Here is a 20,604-nt window from a genome sequence, read left to right as displayed (position 1 = left end):
GTCCTTTTTCTGCTGATCCTTCATGGACTTCAATTGGTCCGCCAGGGCCTTGAGGCGGGAGTCGTTCGGGTATTTGCGCAAGCCTTCTTCCACTTCCACGGAAGCTTCTTGCAGCCGGCTTTGGATGTATAACGCGGCGCCGCCGTGCAGATAATCCTCGGCGCTTTTGGCGGCGGCGAAGCCCGCGAGGAGGCCTAAGGCCAGCAACGCTTTAAGCAAGGAGTTCATATGACCCCGACTCCGGGCTGGGCGGCGCGCGGGTCCTGCGCCTTGGGAGGCGTGGGCGATTCGCCCCTCAGTATCTTGAGGACGTCGTCGATGCGTTGTACGTAGGATTGGAAGCTTACCGCCGTCCGGTCCTTCTGGATCACGTCTTCGAGGATGGTTTTCGCTTCGGAATAGCGGCGCTCCTGGACCAATTGCAGGGCCCGCGCCAGGACCTTCTTGGCCTCTTCGCTGGGTTCGGGCGGCTTCTGGGGGTTGCCCTGTTGCTTCTGATCCTGCTTCTGGCGATCGAGGAGTTCCTTGATGCGGGCCTGCACCACCTCGATATTGCGCTTGGCGTCCTTGTTGTCCGGCCGCAGCTCCAGGGATTTCTTGTAGTTGGCCATGGCCTCGCGGTAATCCTCGATGCCTTCCTGCTTGCCGCCCTGGATGGCGAATTCGCCTTTGCGGAAATGCGAATTGCCGAGATTGTAATAGGCCGAGGCCGCCAGGCCCGCATCGCCGCCTTGCAACGCCTTCTTATAGGATACGATGGCATCGTCGTAACGCTTCTTGCGGTATTGCGCATTGCCGATATCGTAGGCCAGGGCCTGGGATTCGGGATGATCGAGCTGGGCCTCGGCGTACTTCTGCAGGGCCGCGTCGTAATCGCCTTTCTCATAGGCCTTGGCGGCCTGCTTGGGCGGCGCGCCCCCCGCGCCCAAAAGGCCCGTGAGCTTGGTCAGCCAGCGTGGCTTGCCGCCAGAGGACTTCTCGTATTTGGAAAGGAGATCGGGAGCGGGAGCGGAGGGCCCGGTCGCGGAGCCGCCGGGAGAGGCTTGGGAATTCGCGCCACCGGCCGGGCCCGTCGCGCCCGAATCCTTGCCCAGGCTATCGGCATCCGTATCGATAATACGCACGCCCTTGGAAACCGGGGCGTTGTCGATCGGGATTTGGGCCCAGGAAGGACCGACGGTCAGGCAGGACGTGGTCAGCAGGGCAGCGGACAAAAGCAATTTCACGTGACCGAGGTTAGGCCTGCTCATGAGAAGCGGCCCTCCCATTCCTTACGGCGCTTGCGGCGGTCGGAAATGAGCATTTCCGCCACCAGCAATGCGAGGGAAATTCCGAGAGGGATCTGGAAGCGATCCTCGTATTGGCTCAGGCGTTCGCTGTCCAATTCGCGTTTCTCCATTTTCTCGATTTCGCGCAGCACGTCCCCCAGTTCGAAGCGGCCCGGCTCGGCGTGATAGTACTTGCCGTTGGTGGCGAGGGCGATCTTCTGAAGTAGCACTTCATCCAGCTTGGTGGTCACCACGTTGCCGTTGCGATCCTTCTTGTACACGACGTTCCCTTGCTCGTCCTTGAGGGGAATCGGCACCCCGGAGGGCAAGCCGATGCCGACCGTGAAAACCGCCACGCCTTCCTTGGCGGCCTCTTCGGCCATCTTCTCGGCGCGCCCGCTATGATCCTCGCCGTCCGTCATGAGAACGAGAACGCGGTATTTCCGGTCCTTGGGATCGAATGCCTTCATGGAGGTTTCGATGGCCCCGGCGATGTCGGTGCCCGGGGTGGGGATGAGCTCCGGGCCCAGCACGTCCAGGAAAATCTTGAAAGCTCCATAGTCCGAGGTGAGCGGGCATTGCAGGAAGGCTTCGCCCGCGAAAGCGACCAGCGCCACGCGATCGCCGCCTAAACGCTCCACGAACTTCCCGATCTCCTGCTTGCTGCGTGCCATGCGGCTGGGCTTGATGTCTTCGGCGTACATGGAGAGCGAGACGTCCACGGCGACCACCACGTCCAGGCCCTTGCGGCGCATCAGCTCCATCTTGGTGCCGAACTGCGGGCGGGCCAGGGAGAGCACGGCGAAGAACGCCACCATGAGGATGAGGAACGCCTTGAAGTATTGCCGGCCCCGGGAAATCCCGTCGGTCATGCGGCGGATCATTTCCACCTGCGCGAAGCGCGCCAGGGTCTTGCTCTTCTTGCGGAACGCATAGAGGAAGAATCCCGCCAGCACGGGGAGGAACCAGAGCAGCCAGAACATATGCGGGGCGCCGAACCTCATGGGATTTTCATGAACCTCGTGTTGGCCAGGCCGATCTCCAGGATCAGCGCCAGCAAAGCCAGCAGCAGCAAGTTGCGGAACAATTCATGGTAACGGTAATAGCTGGTGGTCTTGATCTCCGTCTTCTCCAGCTTGTCGATCTGATCATAGATGTCCTGCAGGGCCTTGGAATCCTGGGCCCGGAAGCTTTTGCCCCCGGTGACGTCGGAGATGGCCTTGAGGGTCGGCATGTCCACGTCGCTCTTCTGGGTGATGATGCGCTTGCCGAAAAGCGGATCGTCGATCTCGATTGGCTGCTCCCCCTCCTTGCCCACGCCGATGGTGTAGACCTTGATGCCCAGTGCCTTGGCCGCCTTGGCGGCGGTGAGGGGGTCGACTTCACCGGAATTATTGGCGCCATCCGTGGTGAGGATCACCACCTTGCTCTTGGCCCCGCTCTGGCGCAGTCGATTGCACGCGTTCATCAGGCCGGTGCCGATGGCGGTGCCGTCCTCCACCATGCCGAAGTCGATCTTGCGCAGGAAGTTCACCAGGATGCCGTAGTCGAGGGTCAGCGGGCATTGGGTAAAGCTACGTCCCGCGAAGATGACCAGCCCGATGCGATCGTGGGTGCGGCCGGTAATGAAATTCTCCATCACCTTCTTGGCCACGTACAGGCGGTTCTGGGGCTTGAAATCCATGGTGCGCATGGACCCGGAGATATCGAGCGCCAGCACGATGTCGATGCCGTTGGTGGTGATGTCCTCGATGGATTCCCCGTATTGCGGGCGCGCCATGGCGATGCACATGAGGGAGATCGCCAATAGCCGCAGAACCAGCAGGATATGGCGCAAGCGATACATGACGCTATGGGGCACGCGTTTGATCACGGCCAACGACGGGAAGCGGATGCTGGCTTTACGCCTGGCGGCCTTGCGGAAATGGTCCCATGCCAGCAAGGGCACGGCTGCCAAGCCGAGCAGGAACCAGGGATTCTGGAAATGCGGCGCGATCATGGCTTCCCGCCCCGATCGTGATCCTCATGGCCGTGGCCGCCTTGGATCAGGCCGCCGCCCGAAGCAGGTTTCGGACGGGAACCGGGCTTGGCCGGGCCCCCTGCCTTCGACGGCGCAGCCTTGGATGGCGCGGTCTTGGGTTCCAGGCCCTTCTGCGCCGCGGTCCGTTGCGCCTCGGTCGCCGCTACGCTTTCGTCTTCGCGAGGGCGGGTTTGGCGCACGAAGGCTTCGGTCGCGGAAAGCAAGGCTCCCGCATCGCTTTCCAGCATCATCGCATTCGCGAATTTCACCACGTCGGTCTTGTCGCAGAACTCGGCCAGCCATTGCTTCTGGGCCGCCGTAACCGGCAGGTGACGGGCCTTTTCCAGGAATTCGGAGGTGGTCGATTCCAGCGCATCCACTCCGAAGCGGCGGGAAACGTATCGGCGCAGGATCTCCGATAGATCGAAGCAGAATTCGCGGGCCCGGTTCTGGCGGATGAGGGACAAATCCTTGAGGCCGGCCAGGCCTGCGAGGGCCTCTTCGAAGGGCGGGAGCTGGGGCTTGGCCGCCACGGTCGGCGTCTTCTTGCGCAGTAGCCGCCAGAGGACGGCGGCGAGGGCCAAGGCGATAAAACCGCCCAGGCCGTAGAGAAGCCAAGGCGTGGGCGCCGACACCTGGGCCAAAGGCGCGATATCGGCGATGTCCTTCACCGTTTCTGGCGAAGTGCGCTTGACGTTGAGCTCGATGGGCTGGGTGTAGAAGATGCGGGCGGTGGTATCCTTGCCCTCGCGATACTCGATGATCTGCGGCGGAATGGTGTACTTGCCCACCGTGAAGGTGGAAAGATCGAAGCGCCAGGTCTGGATCTTGAGATTGCCCGCGTCCTTGGGTTCCGAGGCCTGGTAATCCTTGACCTCGAAGGAACCCAGGTTTCCCAGCACGGAAGGGAGCACCAGGTTCCCATCCTTGGGATAGACCACCTTGATCTCGTAATGCACCCGATCGCCGATGGTGATCTCGGAATGATCGACCTGGGAAGAGATGTCAAGCGTAGGGTTCATTTGGAGGCGGCGGCTCCTGGGGTCGCGGAGCTTCCCGGCGAAGCGCTGAAGAACTGTACCTTGCCCGCCTGCAGCAGGCGTTCGACGTATTGCTGGTAGGCTGCGCCTTGCTTTTCCCGGGCCCAATCGGCTTGGACGCGAGGCAGCAGCTTCTCGAAGGTCGCGGTCGAATCCGCGCCTTGCAGATAGCGCGCTTTGTTGGCCTCGAAGTAATACTTGAGATCATTGCCGCCGGGAGGGGCTATCTTGATTTCGTCCATCAGCCCGGCCTGGGTGAGGATCTGGTTTTCCACCTGGCCCAGGCGCAGCTTGACCTCGGGCTTATCGGCCAGGCCCTTGCGGCGGGCCGCGTCGGCGATGAGGATCTGGGCCACGTATTCCCGCACCAGTTGGTTGAGTTCCAGGGGCGCCTCCGGGAGCTTGCCCACCATGGCCTTGATTTCTCCCAGGGTGATCTTGCGGCCGTCCACGTCGGCGACCACGGCGCCTTCATGGAAGCCTTGGGCGGCGGTATCCGGATTCAGATCGGTGATGCGCGCGCGGGCCTGGCTGGCGTCCGTGCTGCGGCCCATGCCTTCCAAGGCGGCCACCATCCGTTTGCCCAACTGGTTCCCGAAGGTCTGATCCGGGTAGAGCGCCTTGACCAAGGTGAATTCGGCCAAGGCTCCGCGCGTATCCATCAGGTTGTCCTGGTAGATGACGCCCATCTGGTACAGTACGTTGGGCGCATCCTCCGGCGTGAGGGCGGGGGAGTCCAGGTAGCGCTGGTACATGTCGATGGTCTCTTTGTACAGCTGGCGCTCGAACAGGGCGGTGGCGGCGGAGCGGTATTGCTCGCGCGTCATCCCGCCGCGGGAAGGATCGCAGGCCGAAAGGGATAGCGCCGTCAATGCCGCGGCGATACGGAAAAAGTTTCCCTGGTTCATCGTAGCTTGGAAGCCCTCTTGCGGAAATACTCGAGCAGTGGGTGGATGGTGTCGTCGTACTTCGGTTGGATGACGATCTCGACGAAATCGATGCGCATGCGCCGGAACAGCCGCTTCAATTGCGAACTCTCCCGCTGGGTTTCCTTCTTGAAGGTCTTGCGGAAGTCCTCGTCGCCCGTATCCACCAGGATGATCTCGCCGGTTTCCGCATCCTCCAGCTCGATGAAGCCCACGTCCGGCATTTCGCGCTCGCGCGGATCCCATACCGTGATGGCCACTCCGTCGTGCTTGCGCATCAGGGCCTTGATGGGCTTTTCGAAATCTCCGGTGGCGAAGTCGGAGACCACGAAGACGACGGCGCGGCGGCTCTGGATCTTGTTGAGGTACTCCAGGGCCAGGGCCAGATTGGTCCCCCGTTCCTTGGGCTTGAAATACAGCAGCTCGCGGATGACGCGCAGCACGTGGCGGCGGCCCTTCTTGGGCGGGATGTACATCTCGATCTGGGAGGTGAAGATGAGTAATCCCACCCGGTCGTTGTTGTGCGTGGCCGAGAAGGCGAGCAAGGCGCTCAGGGTGGCCATCACCTCGCCTTTCATCTCCCCTTGGCTGCCGAAGTCCCCCGATGAGGATGCGTCCACCACCAGGATCACGGTGAGCTCGCGCTCCTCGGTGAATTTCTTGATGAAGGGCGTCCCGTGCCGCGCGGTCACGTTCCAATCGATAGAGCGGATCTCGTCCCCGGGCACGTATTCGCGCACTTCGGCGAATTCCATCCCCTGGCCCTTGAAGGACGACGAGTACGCGCCAGCGAGCACGGAATTGACGATGCCCGTGGTGCGGATCTCGATCTGATGGACTTTTTTCAGGACTTCTTTCGGTATCATGCTGATGCGGCTCCCGTTGCCGGAATATCCTTACGGGACCTCTACCGAATCGAATACCCGTTGCACCACGTTCTCCGCCTTCACTTCCTCCGCTTCGGCCTCGTAGCTCAGGATCAGGCGATGCTTCATCACGTCCATCCCGATCGCCTTCACGTCTTCCGGGGTCACGTAACCCCGGCCGCGGATCAAGGCGTGGGCCTTGGAAGCCTTGGCCAGGCTGATGCTGGTCCGCGGCGAGCAACCGAACTCGATCAGCCCGGCGACGTCCTTGATGCCATGTCCGACGGGATCGCGCGTGGCCCCCACCAGGTTGATGATGTAGTCCATGATCTTGTCGTCCATGTATACTTCGCCCACCGTGGACCGGGCCCTGAGGATGTCCTCCTCGGTAGCCATCTTCTCGGCCGTATGCAGGCCCTTGCCCGATACCAGGTTCACGATGGCCTTCTCCTCTTCCTTGGTGGGGTAGGTGAGGGTGACCTTGAGCATGAAGCGATCCACCTGCGCTTCGGGCAGAGGATAGGTGCCTTCCTGTTCCAAAGGGTTCTGGGTCGCGAGCACCAAAAAGAGTGGCGGTAGCGGGTAAGTGGTGTCCCCGATGGTCACGTGCTTCTCTTGCATTGCCTCCAGCAAGGCAGATTGCACCTTGGACGGGGCGCGGTTGATTTCGTCCGCCAGCACGATGTTGGCGAAGATGGGCCCGCGCTTGACGTGGAAGTCCCCGGACTTGGGATTGAAGATGAGGGTGCCGATGAGATCGGCGGGCAGCAGATCCGGGGTGAACTGGATGCGGCTGAAGTGGCAGTTGATGGCATTCGCCAGCGACTTCACGGCCGTGGTCTTGGCCAGGCCCGGCACGCCTTCGAGCAAAACGTGGCCGTCGGCCAACAGCCCGATGATCAGCTTTTCCAGCATGTTGCGCTGCCCGATCACGGTGCGCCCCACTTCGTCCAGGATCTTCTGGATGAAGGCGCCTTCGCGCTTCACCTTTTCGGTGATGGCTTGGATATCCACCTTGGTCCCGTTGGTCATAGTTCGTCCTCCGTTTGCATCTTGAGGCATTTCCTGAAAGTCTTGAACGCGTCCTGGAGCTCGTGCGGCTCCTTGTAGCCGCCCGCGAAGCGGGCATGCCGGAACAATTCCTTGAGCTTGGCCCAATCCGCCGCTTCGCGACCCGTCGCTCCGCCGCCGCCTTTGGACAAGTAAGCGTCTGCCAGGGACTCAAAGCGGGCCGGTTTCGTTTCGCTTGCCGGTTTGGTTTCGCCTAATTCCTCCAAGAGGAAGGCGGTCGCTATCGCTTCCATTTCCATCAGGACGGCTTTGCTGGCTTCCGCGTTGTTCTGGACGGTCCGCAGCCGGGATTTCAAGGCGTCCACTTGGGGGCGAAGATCGGCGCGCCTCGGCCGGGCTTCCATCCGCTTGCGGGCCGCGAGCCTGAAGCTGGCCCAACCCGCGGCCACGGCCGCGGCCAAGATGGCGATCCAGAGCAGGAGCTTGAACCAAAGCATGTCCAGCAACCGCACCGGGGCCGGACCGATATCGATCAGGGCGGAGGGAACGAAGACGGCTTCTTCCCGTTGGGACAAACCGGAGAGATAGCGGACCTTAAGCGAAGCGGCCTTGCCCGGGCCCTGGCTGGCGGCCCGCAGCTTGTAGATGAAGTCCGTATGGTTCCGAACGGTTTGGCCATTGGCCAGTTTCGAGTGCTGGGTGGCCTGCCCCAGGATCTTGAAACCCGGGAACTCCACGCTATCGGGAGCCAGCACCATGACCGGGACCTGGGTATCCTCCCATTCCACCGAGACCACGTAGTCCAACGAGTCCCCAACGCGGGCGGCCTGGGAAGTGAAGGCGCCCTGGGTGGAAAGCTTCACGGCCGCTTGCATAGGCGCGGCCGAATCCTGGACCGCGGCGCCGGGAGGCGGCGACAGGAAAGGATCGCGGGCGGGCTGGGAGTCGGGAACGGAGAGGTTGGCCGGAGCGGCAGCCCAGGCTCCGGAAACGACCATGGCCGCGATAGCGATCGCCACCAGGAAGATTGGGCCGCGTTTTCCGGTGGCGAGGCGCGTTCTGACCGCGGCCGCAAAGGGTGCCGTGACGGTAAAGGGCAAGGCGGCGACGCTAGGGAAGCTTTGGGAAGGGTGCGAGCGCATGGTCAAGCGGACGGGTTCGCCTCCGGAAGTAATCGAATGCGGTAAAGCGGAGGTGAATTTAACAAAAAGGAAGGCCGGAAAACACCGGGCGCGGCTCCGCCGGGAGGGACAGGCGGAGGATAATGAGTATTTTAATCCCCATGTCCGAAGCCGACGCGAGGGAATCCGTCATCGAGAACCTCATTAATCATCTTGCCGGGCTGCCCTCCATCGGCCGCAAGACGGCCCAGCGCTTGGCTTACCATCTCTTGTCCCAGGACTCCGGGCCCGTGCAGGAATTGGCCCGGGCCCTGACCGATGCCAAGGCCCGCATCCACGCCTGCTCCGAATGCGGCAACTACACCGAACGCGAGGTCTGCCGCATTTGCGCGAGCGAGCGGCGCCAACGCGACCTCATCTGCGTGGTCGAGAAACCCGCCGATATCCTCGCTTTCGAACGATCGGGCACTTTTCCGGGCATCTATCATGTCTTGGGCGGAAGCATTTCCCCGTTGGACGGCATCGGCCCGGGCGATCTCAATTTCGCCCGCCTTTGGGAACGCGCCGCGGCGGGGGCTTCCAAGGGCCGCGTGGAACTGATCCTCGCCCTCAACACCAACGCCGAAGGCGAAGCCACCGCCACCTATATCGCCCAGAAGCTGCAAGGCACTCCCGCCAAGGTCTCCCGCCTGGCGCGCGGCATCCCGGTGGGATCGGAACTGGAATACGTGGACGAACTCACCGTGCAGCGGGCCCTCGAGGGCCGCGTCGAAGTGGGCTGAAGGCCCTCCCCCGCATGCAGATCCATTCCGCCGAGTTCGTGACTTCGGCATCCGCGCCGGCCGAGTTCCCATCCAGCGGCCTGCCGCAAATCGCCGTCGCCGGGCGATCCAACGTGGGCAAATCGTCTTTGCTGAACATGCTGGTCCAGCGCAAGCAATTGGTCAAGACCAGCCAGGTGCCCGGTAAGACGCGCTTGATCAACTTTTTCCTCATCAACAAAAGCGGGCCGGCGGGATCGGCCTTCCATTTGGTGGACATCCCCGGTTTCGGCTACGCCAAGATCGGCCGCGCCGAGAAACGTTCCATGGAAGAAGCCATCGAATCCTTCTTCCGGGGGAACAAGCAATTGCGCGGCCTGCTCTACCTGATCGATTCCCGCATCGCCGATAGCGCGGTCGATCGCGAGGCCCTGCAATGGTTGCAAGGGTTCGACGTCCCCATCCTGGCTGTGGCGACCAAGGGCGATAAGCTTTCCAAGGGCGAACTGCGCAAGTCGCTGGATTCGATCATGAAGTTCCACGGCCTTCCGGAGCCGCCGTTACTGACGAGCGCGGACACCAAGTCGGGCAGGGAAGAGGTTCTCGATCAGATCGGGTTGCTCTTGGCCGGCGAAGACAGGGTATAGGGTTAAGGGTACAGGGTAAAGGGTTAAGAAAAAGCGGGAAATGCCATACTCTAACCCTTTACCCTTTACCCTGTACCCTTAACCCATCTCCAAAATCCCAAACCCGCTTTAAATCCCGCCAGTCTCAAACTCCGCGCCAACCGCTAATTCCCCCGGCCGGGTGGTACAATCACCGGGATGACCCGTTTGCTTGCCTGGATGGGCCTGCGTTACCGCAAGTCCTATGTCGGCCAATTGATGGAGTTGGGGCTGCAGGCCTCCTGGTGCGCCGTGCACAAGGTCGGCAATCGCCGGCAGGCCATGGACCACCTGATCTCCCAGATCTACTTCACCGGGGTGGAGGCGATCCCCTTGGTCGCCTTCCTGGCCCTGGTCATCGGCAGCGCCACCATCCTGCAGGCCGCGACCGTGATGCCCAAGATCGGCGCGGGCGACTATTTCGGCAACGTGATGGTGCTGGTGGTGATACGCGAGGTGGGGCCCTTGTTCACCGCCTTCCTGGTGGCCGGCCGCACGGGATCGGCGCTTTCCACCTACCTCGGCAATATGAAGGTGCAGCAGGAGATCGACGCGCTCAAGACCATGGGCATCGATCCGGTCCGATACCTGGTGTTCCCCAGCTTCGCGGCCACCATGCTTTCCATGTTCTGCCTCACGGTCATCTTCAACCTGGTGGCCATCTTCGGCGGTTACCTGGTCGTGAAGATGCTCTCCCTGTTCCTTTCCGATTTCGCCGAGGTGCAGCTCTCGTTGTCGCTTTTCCTGGAGCGCATCCTGGCCTCCATGGGCGTGATGGACGGGGTGCTCGGGATCATCAAGCCGGTAACCTTCGGCATGCTGGTGTCCGTGATCGCCTGCTTCCACGGCATGGCGGTAACGAACGATATCCGCGCGGTGCCCAAAGCGACGACCCTGGGGGTCGTGAACAGCTTCGTGTGCATCACCTTGTTCGACGTGCTTTTCGCCGTGCCGCTGCTGGCCAATCTGAGGATCCTATGAACGAGCGCGGGATGAGCGTAATCGCTTCGGTCCACAACCTGCGCTTCGGTTACGCAGGGCAGGAACCCATCCTCCGGCGCGTCAACTTCCACGTCCTGCCGGGGCAGATCCTGGTCATCTGCGGCCTGTCGGGCCAGGGCAAGAGCACCTTGCTGCGCCTTTTGATCGGATTGGAAAAGCCCGATGCCGGCGTGATCCGCCTTCTGGGCCGGGACATATCCGGGCTCAACGCCGCGGCCTTCAACGATCTGAAGAAGGAAGTCGGTTTCGTTTTCCAGAACCCGGCGCTGATCTCCAACAAGACCATTTTCGAGAACGTGGCCTTGCCCCTCATCTACCACAACATCGGGGATGAGGACGAGATACGCTACCGGGTGGATAATGCGCTGGAGATGCTGCTCATCAAGGATCATCAGCATCAATATCCCGCCAACGTGAGCCTGGGGATCCTGAAACGCGCCGCGGTGGCCCGCGCCATGATCATGCGGCCCAAGCTCATCCTCATGGACGAGCCCACGGCCGGCCTGGATCGCATCAGCCGCAGCGTGCTTCTCGCCCTCATCGCCAACATCCGCCGTATCAACCACGTTTCCATGGTGCTGGTGACCCACGATTTGCTCGCCGCGCGCGAGTTGGGCGGCGAGATCGGCGTGCTCAAGGAAGGCGAACTGCTGCAACCGATGAACTTCGAGCAGCTCAAGAATTGCCAGGATAGCTTCGTCGAATTCCTCTTCCGCCAACTGGAGCAGGAAGCGGCCATGACCGGGGAGGCTCCCGCATGAAGCTGGAGCTGCATCGCCATCGGGATTTGCTGGCCGGCTTCTTCGTAGCCACGGCGGCGATCACCTTCATGGTGGGCTTGGGCCTGCTCTTCGCGCACAAGGGCATGTTCGAGATACGCTACTCCCTCGCGGCCGTGTTCGATAGCGGGGTGGGCCTGCGCCCCGGCGCCGACGTGCTTTTCAACGGCGTCAAGATCGGCAGCGTGGAGTCCTTGAACCTTCTGAGCCATGGGGGGCATGACGTATCCCAGGGCAAGGTGGTCCTCAACCTCACCATCGATCGCAAGTTCCAGGATTTCATCACGCGCCGATCGGTGGCCTTCGCCCTGCGCGACAAGAACCTGGTCTCGGACCGGGTGGTCAACATCGAAACCCAGGGCCCCGGCGGCGAGATCCTGAAAGACGGGGACACCTTGATGGTATCCAACTCCCGCGATATCGAAACCGTGCTCACCGGCCTGACGGCCTTGATGGGGAAGATGGACCAGCTGATCAACAGCATCGATCAGGTGGTGGTGATGAGCAAGGATCCGCATACCACGGTGGGGGCCTTGCTGGGCTCTCGCGAACTTTACGATCGGATGCTGGCAGGGGTGAACAACGTGGATACGGCCGTCACCGAGGGCCGCAAGGTGATGGGCCGGGTGGGTACCATGGCCGATACCCTGCATGCCTCCTTGAACGGGATACTGGCCCGCGCCGATACCGCATCGGAACGCCTGGTGAAAACCGCCGAGGAGACCGAGCGCCTGGGCGCGCAAGCCAACGTCCTGGCCGATCACGGGGAGACCATCCTGCGCCGCATGGATCAGATCATGCTTCAGGGCGCGGGCAAGCTGGACCAAGCCGGCGACTTGATGGATGCGGTCTCATCCTTCTGGTTCATCCGCGGGAGGATGCATAAGAAGGGCGAGTATCCCGTGCTGTTGAACGAGGCCGGGCCATGAGAATGCGGTCCGCGAGGGTGCCGGCCGGGAGAACGGCAGCCTTAAGAATTGCGCTCGCCGCGCTGACGTTGTTGGCGTTCGCCGCGACCGCACGCGCAGACGATTCCCCCAAGTACGCAGAGCGCGGCATCTCCGCCTATTCCGCCGGCAAATTCGATCTCGCCCGCATGTTCTTCGCCAAGGCCCTGCAGGACGCGGTCCTCAAGGGCAAGGAAGAGTGGATCGCGAAGGCCACCCTCAACCTGGCCGATCTGGAAATGGAAACCGGGGAAGAGGACGAGGCGGACCGTATGCTGGAGGGCTTAGTGGTGCGGGACAAGGGCCTGCGATCCCTGTGGTATTGGAAGCGATCCCAAACCGCATTCGCCCGCCGCCATGTCGATCAGGCGGTAAGCCTGGTCGATTCGGCCTTGCGGCTGGCCAAAGGGGATGCGGGTCGCGAGGTTCCCATGCGCGGGGATCGCTTGCGCTACTTGATCCAAAGCCGCGAGCCTTCCTCTTGGGCAGGCGAACTGGAAAGTTGGCGTAAGCTGGCGGGGAAACGTAAAACCCCTTCCATCGACGCCTTGGCGGCCATGTCCCGCAAGGATTTCGCCCTGGCCGATTCGCTATGGCGGCAATCCGGCGATTCTTATCGCGAGCAAGGCCGCCTGGCCAAGGTCGCGGCCTGCATGAACCAATCCGCCCTGTGCCTGTTCTCGCTCGGCCGGCGCGACGAGGCGTTGGAAGCCAATGCCCGCGCCGTTGCCATCTATGGCGAGCTCGGGCTCGAACTGCCCGGCCTTAAGGCCCAAGCGCTTCGCCTTTTACTGGTGCAGGACGAGAGCCAACTTGCCAAACTGCGCCAGGATATGGATCTTGTCGGACAACGTTTTTCAGGCTTCGATCTGCAGGGGATCTTGGATGAATATTCGCATAGCCTCCGCGATGGCCGCGGCCTGGGCGGCGTTGTCGGCCCTCTCCGTTAGCCACGCGGCCAATCTCCAGACCCGCGATCTCCTTTTCATCTCCACCCACAAGTCCCCGACCCAAGTGGTGGGCGATTCCAAGATGGCCTACTTGCTCACCGAAGGCGGGGTCCTCTGTTACGATTATCGGCGCCAGGCCTGGGTGGATAACCTGAACGTGGGCCGGCCCATCCAATCCATCCGTTACTCGTCTTCCCGGTCCAAGCTCTATGCCGTGCTGGCGGGCGGCGCTTTGCTGGAGTACAACCCAGCCTTCCGCCGCTTTACCGACGCCAGTCTGGACGAGTGGAACGCCGCCAACGACGTGGGAAAGCCGGCCGACCTCACCGGGCTTACCCTTTCCGAGAACGACTTCTTCCTGGGGGACGCCATCCGGGACAAATACATGCGCCGGGCGCCCATCACGCAGGCGAAGGTCTTCGACTACGACAACCTCTGGGTCCTCACCGACGGCCTGGGCCCCTACTATGGATCGTTGCGCCGGAAACAGGCATCCTCTTTCCGCTTCGGGCTCGACTTCCCCGCCACCTCGGTCATCCAAGCCGAAGGCGGGCAGCTTTGGTTCGGTTCCTGCCCGGCGGATTACGGCGTGGTGGGCGGCAACTCCATCACCGGCCAAAGCAACGGCTCGCTGGTAAAGGCCAAGAGCGACCTGACCGGATGGAAGGCCTATCCGGCCACCTTGGAGAGCGGCTTCGGGGACGGCTGCGTGCGCGACGTGAAGGGATGGAAGGATTACATCTGGTTGGCGACCGACAAGGGCATCGTACGCCATGATCCCCGTACCGGCATGTTCCTCACTTACCGGCATCTGATGGGCAGCGTTGACGTGCGCGTGAATTTCCTGCACGTGCACGAGGGCAACCTATATGCCGCCACCGAGCGCGGCGTTTGTTATCTGGAGTCCCCGGATAGGGAAGAGATCAAGACCTTGGGCGAGTTGCCCGTATCCGGCGGCGTGGAGGTTTTCGAACTTTCATCCAAGGACAAGGATCTTTGGGCGGCTACGCGCTATGGCCTGCAGGTTTTCCAGAACGGAGCCTGGAAAAGCCTCAACGCGGTTTCCTCCAAGGACGTGCCCGAGGCCAGCAACGTGCCCAATCCGTCGGTCGTGTACCACGATACCACCCTGTATTGGATCTACGAGAACCGCGTCATGGCGAAGCCCCGCAAGCAATTGCCCAAGGTGTTGCTGGAGCGCAACGCCCCGTTCCGCTTGCGCTTCGATGGGGATATCCTCTACGTGGCCTATGCCGACGGGGTGGCGGCTTACGACGTGCGCAAGCAACTCTGGAACGACTTCCGGCTGGTCGACGGCATTCCCGGGACCAAGGTCACCTGCGTGACGGTGGCGGACGGATTCCTATTCGTGGGTACGGATGCGGGTGTCGAGCGCATCGCCCTGCGGCCTTATCTTCCTTAGCCGGCCATCCGGCCTATACGCCCGTGCCCAAGAGGGTTTTGCCATGCGCAGCACGCCGAACCCATTCCCGGGATTTTTGGAGGCCGCCAAAGGGATGGAAGCCGGCATCCGGAAGATCCAAACGTTCTCGGAAGTGCGGTTTACGCCCACGAAAACGTCCTTGGACGGAACGTATCGGAAACGGCCGAAAGTGCCCAGGGATTCGGCCGAGGTGGGAACAACTTTATTGGTAAGGGAGACGGGGACCTTATCCCAACCGGAAGATACCGGGTTATATGTCCAAAGCTGCGCGCCTCCCGCCCAGGCCACGAACAGGTTCCGCTTGGAGTCGTAGGTGAATCCGGGATTGGGTTTTGCGGCCGGTTCTACGTCGGCGGGCGCATCCGAGATGCGCGGCGCCGCATCCGGGGAGGCCAGGTTCCAGGTAAGCACGCTGGCTTTGCCGTTATTATCGGTACCGATGGCGATGAAGTAGCCTCCGCCCACTGACCCCGTGAAATAGTACCCGAACCACCCATCGGGATAATTCGCGTGCGCCGACCAGGTGTCGCTCTTCGGATCCCAAATCAATAGGCGCGCATTGCTGCCCGAGGTATGCATATAGACCTTGCCCGTGGATTCATCCACTCCGGATATGCCGCCGATGGATCCTTTCGCGCCCGCGCCCTTCCTTTCCCAGGCCGAGGTCTCGAAGTCGAAGCAATGCGTGGCATCGGTCCCCACCTGGCCGGAAGGGAACATCCCCTGGCCGCCCAGGGTGCAGAAACGATCGATGGCGGGAACGTATTGGATGTAGTTGTAGGTATGCCGGGAACGCGGCTTGCCGTCCGGATACTCCCCCGTCGATTCATCCCCGCCCACGTCCTGGCTGGGATCGGTAAGCCTGGACCAGGCCAGCTTGTTCAGATCGAAGGCGTAGATTTCATTGCCGGAATAGTCGTGGTGGCCCCCTCCCCAAACGATAAGCCTTTCCCGCTTAGAGTCCAGCGCGCCCCCGCTCCAGGATTGCATGATGGCCTGGAACCCGTTCCAACTCCCTTCCGGCACGACGGCGGGCACGACCTTTTCCAATTTGGAATCCGGGACTTCGAACCATTCGCCCGGTTTGATATCGGAAACCGAGGCGGCCAAAGGACCATTCGGAACCAGGCAACCCGGTAGGCCGAGAAGCAGGCAGGTGGCGAAGAGTTGCGATCGGCTCAGGCTTCCCCGCATTTGGGCATAATATAACGGATTAGTCGCCCTGTCCCGAGGAATCCCCATCCCTTTCGGTATTTGAGCTTCGCGGCCCAACCTCAATCCCGGTCTTTACGCCCTCCGCGCCCACCCCGTACCCTGTGTCTGACCCCGGCGGCGCTTGGAGCGCAAGGCCTCGGGTCGAGGGTGCCATACGTGAAGCGCAAGTACAAATTCCCCGTCTCCCAGCAAGCGAACCTGTTGGGCCTGGAATGGCAGAAGGTTTGCACTTTCGCCCTTTCCCAGCCCGAGCGGTTCGAGGAAAAAAAGCACCGGGGAACCTTCCTCGGACCCCTGGAGAGCCGCGGCTATCATTGGTCCTATCCGGCCAACGATTACCCATCCACCTTCGGGCGCTTCATGTCCTATTTCCTGCATGAGACGGCGCAGCCCGAGGGAAGCGTCTACGAGATCTACATGAAGGAGACCGACTTCCCGACCCAGCTCGAAGAGGTCCTGGCCTTGCGCTTGGGCGAGGCGGAGACCGCGCTGGTGGAGTTCATGGGCATGCACGAGGATCGCGTGCGCTTCTATGGCCGGGACCTGGGGACCGGACGCGAGATACTCTACAGCCCTAACGACTATCTTTCCTGGTGGACGGCGCCGGCCAAGCCGAACAAGGACGCGTGCTTCATGCAGGTGCATCGCGCCCCGTTGCGTTCCATCAACGTGAACGTGCCCGAAGCGGTTCTGCTCGCCGCCCCGACCTATTTCACGGGCAATGAACTCCGCGCGCGCGCCCTGACTTGCCTGCGGCTTTGCCCCAACGGCCTTTCCGCCTGTACCTTGGAGAAGAAATTGTGGTCCCACGCCCATTGGATGGATTTCTGCGTGGACATGCCCATCCCCAGCGAGAACTACCTCCAGGCCCTGGTGCGTTGGGAGGAGTATCTGGACAAGGAGCTGGAAGAGTCGTGGTCCTTCCCGGCCCTGCTGCATGATTGGGAACTGAGCCCCAGCTTGCTTTCACGCATCGTGCAGGACTTGGCCGGCGCTACCATAGCCGTTCCCGAGCTGGAATGGGTTCTGGAGAGTATCTGGAACGAACAGCCGCGCGTGAGCCTCTGGGGCAAGACACCGCGCCAGACCGGCCGCAGCCTTTGCACCCAGGAAATGCTCGACGAAATCATCCGCGCCGTGAAGGTGAAGGGCAAGTCCAACATGCTGCCGCGCCACGTGTTGATGGCGCGGCCCATAGAACTTCCGGCCCCGGCCCGTTAGGGCCGCCCCGCCCCTAGGCAATCTTCGATTCCTTACCGGCCAAAAAAAAGCCGGGAGCGCTGGGCCCCCGGCTTTTCCGTTCCAGGCGTACGGGCCGCTTAGAAGGCCAGCGCGCCGCCCAACTCGAAGGTCATGCTGTTCGCGTCCACGCCCGAGGGCATGGCGCTCAGGAAGTGGTATTTGATATCGGCGAAGACGGCGATGGGGATGATCGGGATCTTGGCCTTGGCGCCCGCCTCCAGATGGAATCCGATGCCGCTCTTGAGGCCTTCGTCCTTGATGGCGTTGACGAGGACCTTGGCGACCTTGTCCGGGGTATCCGCCGCGGAAGGATCAACGCCGGAATTCGTGGCCTTGTCCACCGCTTTCGCGGCGAACTTCTGGTTCAGGACCTCGGTCGCGATGACATGGGAAAGGCCGGCGCCGGCGTAGACTTTCACGATGCTGACCGGCACCAGGGGCGGCAGCTTGAGGAAGGGGTAGAGTACGGTCACGTCGCTGACGATGCGGGCGAAACCGGGCTTGTCCACCGTGGGAACGCCCAGGTCGAAGGTCAGCTTCTGCGAATTATTTCCCTGGGCGACTGTCACGTCGTACAGGCCCCATTGCACGTTACTACCGGCTTCGATGTCGATTAAGGGCAGCGCGTCTATCCACAGCTTGACGCCGAAGCCGTTCAGCCCCGAGACCTTGGCCTGGGAGAGGGTGATGGCGTTCGCGCCCGATCCGACCAACGTACCGGAGCTGCCTTTGACCTCGAGCCCCGGTGCCGGGGCCCATTGCCCGCCGATGCCGAAGATGGCATGGGAATAGCCGACCGCCACGGCGGCCAGGGCCAGGGATTTAATCCACGCTGCTTTCATGATTCCTCCGGGTAATAGGGACCGCGCCTATCCGGCGCCGGCCGAAGCCGATAGGATAAGTAATTGGGGGATCGTTTGCAACGGATACCGCTTCGGCAAGCGTCTTTCAGCGGAGGCAAATGAAGGCGGCTAGGCGTCCCGATGCGGCCCCGTCGCGCCGGTACGAGAAGTACCGGCCGGGTTCGGAAAGGGTATCGCCGCCCAGATCGCGGATATGTTCCGGGGCGATTCCGCTTTCCAGCGCTTGCGCCCGATTGTCCGCCGGCATGTCGAAATGGACTTGGCCGGCATGGGGGAAGAGGAAGCGGGGATCGAGTTGCGCCGCCACTTCCGGACCGACGACCAGGGATTGGGGCCGTAAGCAAGGGCCGAATGCGACCCAGGTGCTGGCCGGCTTCAGGCGCCCCGCTTGGGTAAGGGAACGCAGAAGCTTATGCAGGATGCGCGCCCGCGTTCCGCGCCAGCCCGCATGCACGGCCGCGATGGTGGCGGATTCCGGATCCCATACCAGGGCGGTGAGGCAATCGGCCATGGTCACGGCGAGCACCCGCCCGCGAACGCCGGCGGCCAGGGCATCGCATCCTTCGGGCTCCCAGGCGGCGAAACCGGGACGGGAAGGCGGATTCCCCTCGTCGCTATTAAAGGGTCGGTTCGGATCCGCATGGAACGGCGGAGTCGGATCCATCAGAACGTCGGCATCGGCCCAGGCATCGCCATGGATCATGCGGGGGAGGACCAAGGGGAGGCCTTCCAGGCGGCAGGCCGCCAGGACCTCTTTCCAATTCCCTGCCGTACGATCCGCATCGCCGCCGGAACGGAATCCGAGGTTGAGCCGGTCATAGGCATCGAGGGGTTGCGCGCCGGGAGGGAGGTCGCGGGTGGTGAACGCGGCGGCGAGACGGTCGTCCCATTCCGGAAAGGGGTGGAGCAAGCCCGGGGCGGCGTTCACAGGTCTATGATAACAAGGGTGGCGTCGTCCGCCAATTCTCCGGTGGCCTGGATCGAGCCGCCCAGGAAATCGCAACGGGCGCGCATCAGCGCGTCGACCACTCCCGCGGGCGATTCGGCCGCGGAGTCCATTGCCAGCTGTTTGACCGGTTCCACCCCGAACATCTTGCCGGTCGTCCCGTGCGCTTCCGTGATGCCGTCGGTGAAAAGGAATAGGCGGGCATCGCCCGGCAGCAAAAGGACGGCGTCGGTGAGGAAGGTATTGTCGAACATGCCCAGCACCAGGCCCTGGGAGGGCATCTCCAAGAGCTCCGCGCGGGATTCGATCGGGGATTCATGGCGGAGCAGTTGCGCGACGTGGCCGGCATTGCAATAGACGTAGCTCCGCACGGCCTTGTCGAAGATCCCGTAATAAGCGGTGACGAATTGCGCCGCCCCCAGGCTTTGGGTCATGAAGGTGGCGTTGATGCGGTTCAGCACCGAACAAGGCGATGGGTCATTCTCCGAAAAGGAGCGCAGCAGGGCCTTGAACATCGACATCACCAGCGCCGCCCCGATGCCGTGGCCGGAAACGTCGGCCACCACCACCCCCAACCGGTTTCCCGGCAGCTCGAAGCAATCGTAATAGTCGCCGCCAACCATGCCCGCGGGAATATACCGGGAGGCTACGCGCTTGAGCAGATGTTCCGGAAAGGCCGCCGGGAGCAGGTTGTTCTGGATGGAGCGGGCCCGATCCAAATCCTTCTCGATGATTTTCTGGGCTTGGCTCAAGGCCGCGTACGCCTCGTTGAGCTTCAAGTTCGCTTGCTTAAGTTCGACGTTGGCGGATGCCAGTTCGCGCTGGGCGCGCCAGGTTTCCAGCATGAGGCTGGCTTGCTGGGACAAGGCGGAGAGGTGGGAAATCGACTGGCCGGTAAGTTCGGGACCGGGAAGCGTCGCATCCAGCCACAGCACTCCCACCGGCAACATGCAACTGGGCCCGCCGGGCTCGATCTCGGCGATGCGGGTGGTGAGGGGAAGCAGCAAGTAGCGCTCCGTCCCGGTCGGAAGGAAGGGATCCCCGGGAAGCACCTCTTCCACCAGCAGGTGCCGTTGCGAGATCAGGACTTCCTTCACAGGTCCTACGGAAGGGGCTGCTTGGAGGATGGCTTTCACTTCCGGCGAAAGCCCGAGATCATGGGCCGGAGTCAGACGGGCCTCGCCGTCCTTGAACGTGAGGAGGGCCATCCTTTCGGCCCCGGTCAACTCCGCGGCGCCCAGGAGGAACGCCTGCATGGCTTGATCCAAAGTGGCCGCGGAATGCATGACCCGGGTTACCTCATGGACCAGGGAGCTCAAGGTCAGCTCCTTGTACAAGAGGTCGGGATTTTGCGAGTCTTCGGTTTCCTGGGAGGCCATGTCGGTTGGCCCTTTCGGTTTCGGCCAAGCCGATTATACCACACCGGCACCCGAAGGTCCTTCGATACCCGAACCGCTTGCCGCCCGGATCGTGCCGTTTGCGTTCCAGGGATCGCGAGGATATCTGGCGGACGGTTGACCGGGCAGGGGGGGATAGCT

At 62.2% G+C, this 20,604-nt stretch carries 21 protein-coding genes; 8 read left to right on the top strand and 13 right to left on the bottom strand.

The window, feature by feature from the left end:
* The 9 genes from JF616_17360 to JF616_17320 form a co-directional block, all read right to left on the bottom strand.
* On the bottom strand, positions 1–228 hold a 228-nt coding region (locus tag JF616_17360; protein MBW8889526.1), incomplete at its 3' end, for a hypothetical protein.
* Complete coding sequence (locus tag JF616_17355) at positions 225–1,250, bottom strand: tetratricopeptide repeat protein (GenBank protein ID MBW8889525.1); 1,026 nt, start codon at positions 1,248–1,250, stop codon at positions 225–227. The genes JF616_17355 and JF616_17360, both read right to left, overlap by 4 nt.
* Positions 1,247–2,272, bottom strand: coding sequence for a VWA domain-containing protein (locus tag JF616_17350; protein ID MBW8889524.1), 1,026 nt, complete (start codon positions 2,270–2,272; stop codon positions 1,247–1,249). The genes JF616_17355 and JF616_17350 overlap by 4 nt, the downstream gene beginning before the upstream one ends.
* Positions 2,269–3,267, bottom strand: a complete 999-nt coding sequence (locus JF616_17345) for a VWA domain-containing protein (GenBank protein MBW8889523.1) — start codon at positions 3,265–3,267, stop codon at positions 2,269–2,271. Before JF616_17345 ends, JF616_17350 begins: the two co-directional genes overlap by 4 nt.
* Positions 3,264–4,310: a hypothetical protein gene (locus JF616_17340; GenBank protein ID MBW8889522.1), complete on the bottom strand. Its 1,047-nt coding sequence runs from the start codon at positions 4,308–4,310 to the stop codon at positions 3,264–3,266. The genes JF616_17345 and JF616_17340 overlap by 4 nt, the downstream gene beginning before the upstream one ends.
* Positions 4,307–5,236: a hypothetical protein gene (locus JF616_17335; GenBank protein ID MBW8889521.1), complete on the bottom strand. Its 930-nt coding sequence runs from the start codon at positions 5,234–5,236 to the stop codon at positions 4,307–4,309. Before JF616_17335 ends, JF616_17340 begins: the two co-directional genes overlap by 4 nt.
* Complete coding sequence (locus JF616_17330; protein ID MBW8889520.1) at positions 5,233–6,120, bottom strand: DUF58 domain-containing protein; 888 nt, start codon at positions 6,118–6,120, stop codon at positions 5,233–5,235. Before JF616_17330 ends, JF616_17335 begins: the two co-directional genes overlap by 4 nt.
* 30 nt (positions 6,121–6,150) lie before the next feature.
* Positions 6,151–7,152, bottom strand: coding sequence for an AAA family ATPase (locus JF616_17325; GenBank protein ID MBW8889519.1), 1,002 nt, complete (start codon positions 7,150–7,152; stop codon positions 6,151–6,153).
* Positions 7,149–8,279 (bottom strand): hypothetical protein, encoded by a 1,131-nt coding sequence (locus tag JF616_17320; protein ID MBW8889518.1) that lies wholly within the window; start codon positions 8,277–8,279, stop codon positions 7,149–7,151. The genes JF616_17325 and JF616_17320 overlap by 4 nt, the downstream gene beginning before the upstream one ends.
* 134 nt (positions 8,280–8,413) lie before the next feature.
* On the opposite strand from JF616_17320, the gene recR reads away from it, so the two are divergent.
* The 7 genes from recR to JF616_17285 all read left to right on the top strand — a co-directional run bounded on the left by recR (position 8,414) and on the right by JF616_17285 (position 14,779).
* Positions 8,414–9,034 carry a recombination protein RecR gene (recR, locus tag JF616_17315; protein MBW8889517.1) on the top strand — a complete coding sequence of 207 codons (621 nt, stop codon included), beginning with the start codon at positions 8,414–8,416 and terminating at the stop codon, positions 9,032–9,034.
* Positions 9,035–9,048: 14 nt separating this feature from the next.
* Complete coding sequence (locus JF616_17310) at positions 9,049–9,660, top strand: YihA family ribosome biogenesis GTP-binding protein (GenBank protein MBW8889516.1); 612 nt, start codon at positions 9,049–9,051, stop codon at positions 9,658–9,660.
* Between the two features lie 177 nt (positions 9,661–9,837).
* Positions 9,838–10,659 carry an ABC transporter permease gene (locus JF616_17305; protein ID MBW8889515.1) on the top strand — a complete coding sequence of 274 codons (822 nt, stop codon included), beginning with the start codon at positions 9,838–9,840 and terminating at the stop codon, positions 10,657–10,659.
* Complete coding sequence (locus tag JF616_17300; protein ID MBW8889514.1) at positions 10,656–11,441, top strand: ATP-binding cassette domain-containing protein; 786 nt, start codon at positions 10,656–10,658, stop codon at positions 11,439–11,441. The genes JF616_17305 and JF616_17300 overlap by 4 nt, the downstream gene beginning before the upstream one ends.
* Complete coding sequence (locus tag JF616_17295; protein MBW8889513.1) at positions 11,438–12,388, top strand: MCE family protein; 951 nt, start codon at positions 11,438–11,440, stop codon at positions 12,386–12,388. Before JF616_17300 ends, JF616_17295 begins: the two co-directional genes overlap by 4 nt.
* Positions 12,385–13,356 carry a hypothetical protein gene (locus tag JF616_17290; GenBank protein MBW8889512.1) on the top strand — a complete coding sequence of 324 codons (972 nt, stop codon included), beginning with the start codon at positions 12,385–12,387 and terminating at the stop codon, positions 13,354–13,356. Before JF616_17295 ends, JF616_17290 begins: the two co-directional genes overlap by 4 nt.
* On the top strand, positions 13,292–14,779 hold the full coding sequence (locus JF616_17285) for a hypothetical protein (GenBank protein ID MBW8889511.1): 1,488 nt from the start codon (positions 13,292–13,294) through the stop codon (positions 14,777–14,779). The genes JF616_17290 and JF616_17285 overlap by 65 nt, the downstream gene beginning before the upstream one ends.
* On the opposite strand, the gene JF616_17280 is transcribed toward JF616_17285, so the two are convergent.
* The gene (locus tag JF616_17280) at positions 14,720–15,994 is read right to left on the bottom strand and encodes a hypothetical protein (protein MBW8889510.1); all 1,275 of its coding nucleotides are present in this window, start codon (positions 15,992–15,994) and stop codon (positions 14,720–14,722) included. The two genes, JF616_17285 and JF616_17280, sit on opposite strands and share 60 nt — an antisense overlap.
* Positions 15,995–16,162: 168 nt before the next feature.
* Between JF616_17280 and JF616_17275 the strand changes: the two genes are divergently transcribed.
* Positions 16,163–17,236 (top strand): hypothetical protein, encoded by a 1,074-nt coding sequence (locus JF616_17275; protein ID MBW8889509.1) that lies wholly within the window; start codon positions 16,163–16,165, stop codon positions 17,234–17,236.
* A gap of 98 nt (positions 17,237–17,334) precedes the next feature.
* Here the strand turns inward: JF616_17275 and JF616_17270 are convergent, their stop codons facing one another.
* The 3 genes from JF616_17270 to JF616_17260 form a co-directional block, all read right to left on the bottom strand.
* Complete coding sequence (locus tag JF616_17270; GenBank protein MBW8889508.1) at positions 17,335–18,099, bottom strand: hypothetical protein; 765 nt, start codon at positions 18,097–18,099, stop codon at positions 17,335–17,337.
* A gap of 106 nt (positions 18,100–18,205) precedes the next feature.
* Entirely contained in the window at positions 18,206–19,048 is an 843-nt protein-coding gene (locus JF616_17265) for a laccase domain-containing protein (GenBank protein ID MBW8889507.1), read from the bottom strand.
* The gene (locus JF616_17260; protein ID MBW8889506.1) at positions 19,045–20,445 is read right to left on the bottom strand and encodes a PP2C family protein-serine/threonine phosphatase; all 1,401 of its coding nucleotides are present in this window, start codon (positions 20,443–20,445) and stop codon (positions 19,045–19,047) included. The genes JF616_17265 and JF616_17260 overlap by 4 nt, the downstream gene beginning before the upstream one ends.
* Between the last annotated feature and the right edge of the window lie 159 nt (positions 20,446–20,604).

The organism is Fibrobacterota bacterium (assembly GCA_019509785.1).
Lineage (GTDB): Bacteria > Fibrobacterota > Fibrobacteria > UBA11236 > UBA11236 > Chersky-265.
Note: the sequence above shows the minus strand (reverse complement) of the source record. Positions and strands in the feature narration are given on the sequence as shown.